The organism is Candidatus Paracaedibacter symbiosus, assembly GCF_000757605.1.
Taxonomy (GTDB): domain Bacteria; phylum Pseudomonadota; class Alphaproteobacteria; order Paracaedibacterales; family Paracaedibacteraceae; genus Paracaedibacter_A; species Paracaedibacter_A symbiosus.
In genome coordinates this window covers 1-1,822 of sequence record NZ_JQAK01000025.1, presented here as the reverse complement: position 1 = coordinate 1,822, position 1,822 = coordinate 1, and the positions used below count along the sequence as shown (strand labels likewise).

At 59.6% G+C, this 1,822-nt stretch carries 2 protein-coding genes; both read right to left on the bottom strand.

Translation table 11 applies throughout. The annotated features are described in order from the left end of the window. Window positions 1–384: 384 nt before the first annotated feature. On the bottom strand, window positions 385–879 hold the full coding sequence (locus tag IG80_RS0111830) for a DUF4411 family protein (protein WP_032114232.1): 495 nt from the start codon (window positions 877–879) through the stop codon (window positions 385–387). Window positions 880–954: 75 nt separating this feature from the next. Then, on the bottom strand, window positions 955–1,822 hold an 868-nt coding region (locus IG80_RS12920; protein ID WP_052046425.1), incomplete at its 5' end, for an ImmA/IrrE family metallo-endopeptidase.

Sequence of the window (1,822 nt, the reverse complement as noted above, 5' to 3'; positions counted from 1 at the left end):
CTCTCCGCCAGATACGCAAAGGGCTCCCGAAAGGGGGCCTTTTGCGTATCTGGCGGAGAGAGGTGAGCTGGATTCGATTCCCAACGGGTTCGACCGCCCGCGCAGCGGGTGGACACGACGGCGAAGCCGTCGCCCGAAGGGCAAGGCGCGAAGCGCCGCAGTGCATCCCCCTCTCTCCCTGTGCCGGACAAGTGGGTGAGCGTCTAACGACGATCTGGCGAAGCACCGGTTCGACTGCACCTTGCCTGGCTGCACCTTGCCTGCGAAAGGAGAAGTTCCAGGTCGCGAACTTCGATGCAAGAAATGAACCCGACCTCATTAGACCCGAAGTTAAATTCTTCGACGAATCCCCATACCCACGCTACCCCTGCGTTCGTTCCCTTACTACGGAGCCGGCCCCAATACGAATCTAGCCTGCTCCCGACGCAACATCTGGTAGGGAGTCATGAACGCAACTCCCACGCCCACGCAAACATTCGGAATCTTGATCTTCTTTACCGATGCCGCCGGAACTTCGTGCGTGACGACGGTATGACCACCGGCAAGCGCCGTGGCGACCAGCCAGTAATCGGCGACCTGCAAAAAGGTACTGATCGCTGCCGGCTCATAGCTTTGTTGCGTTACCCACGCGCTTACCCGTGCAGCCGCGGTCAGGGTGGTCGCGTCCGGCACCACGAAGAACCCCGCGTTCAATTGCGAAGCCCACGTCGAAAGCTCGTCTTGCCCAGCCTGGAGCTCGTCGCTGACATGCTCGATGCTCAGGACCTTCGCGGCGGCATGCTCACGAACGATCCAGTCCCAGAAGGCCCGACAAAAATCAAAGCCGTAATGCAAATTCTTGGCTTGGATGAAGACGCTGGAATCGATCAGGTAGGCCATCAGGTCGGCAACCCCAACGTGCGTCCAAGTTCATTGAAGGTAGTCGTCTTGGAGATCCCCAGCATCTGAAACGCCTCACGGTAAAGAGTGCGTCCTTCCAGCGTGCTTGCCACCAAGGCACGTGCAAAACGCTTGCCAACACGCGCCGTGGTCGTTCGATAAAAGTCCCCCCCCGGCATTGCGGGCCTCTATGCCGGCAAGCCGCTCCTGCTCTTCTCGAAAAGCCTGCCAAAACGCGCCACGACTCAGTCGACCGGCATCGTGCAGGCGACGTAACACGACCAGCGTGCTGACCTTGAACTCCCTGGACAGTCGCTGCTTTGCGACATCCAGCACTTCATTGTCGCGCAGAGCCAACCGGAAACTGTCCATCGGGACCAACAACTCTGCGGCCACCTGATTGCACCAGGTCTCCACGGCGTTGCTAGCAATACCATCGGTAGTGGAATTGGATAGAGCCGACTCACCCAGCCACAGATGGGCAAGCTCGTGTGCAAGGGTGAACATCTGGGCCGATTTGCTGTCCGCACCATTGACGAATACCAACGGCGCAAGCGCATCCACCAGCGCAAAGCCACGGAATTCTTCGGCCTCCAGAATCCTAGTGTTGTTATTCATCACCACACCGCTGACCATAACCAGCACGCCGATCTCTTCGGCTTGGGCAATGAAGAGGCGCACGGCGTCCGTCCATGTGCCGCAATCGCGGCGCTGTTGGACGCTGAAGCCTAAGACCTCACGTAGGCGCGCGGCAGCGTCTACGACAGGCGTCCGCAGGTTCAGGCTGCCGACGAATGGCCGAGGTTGATTCCCCGTGACCACAGCTTCGTCCCTGTACCACGCTTGCCGGGTCTGGCAGACATAAATGGTGTCCAATAGATCGGCGCTTGGGCGCGCGATAGCGCGGTCCCCGATCGTGCGGAAGTCAGGAATGGGAAGCGGC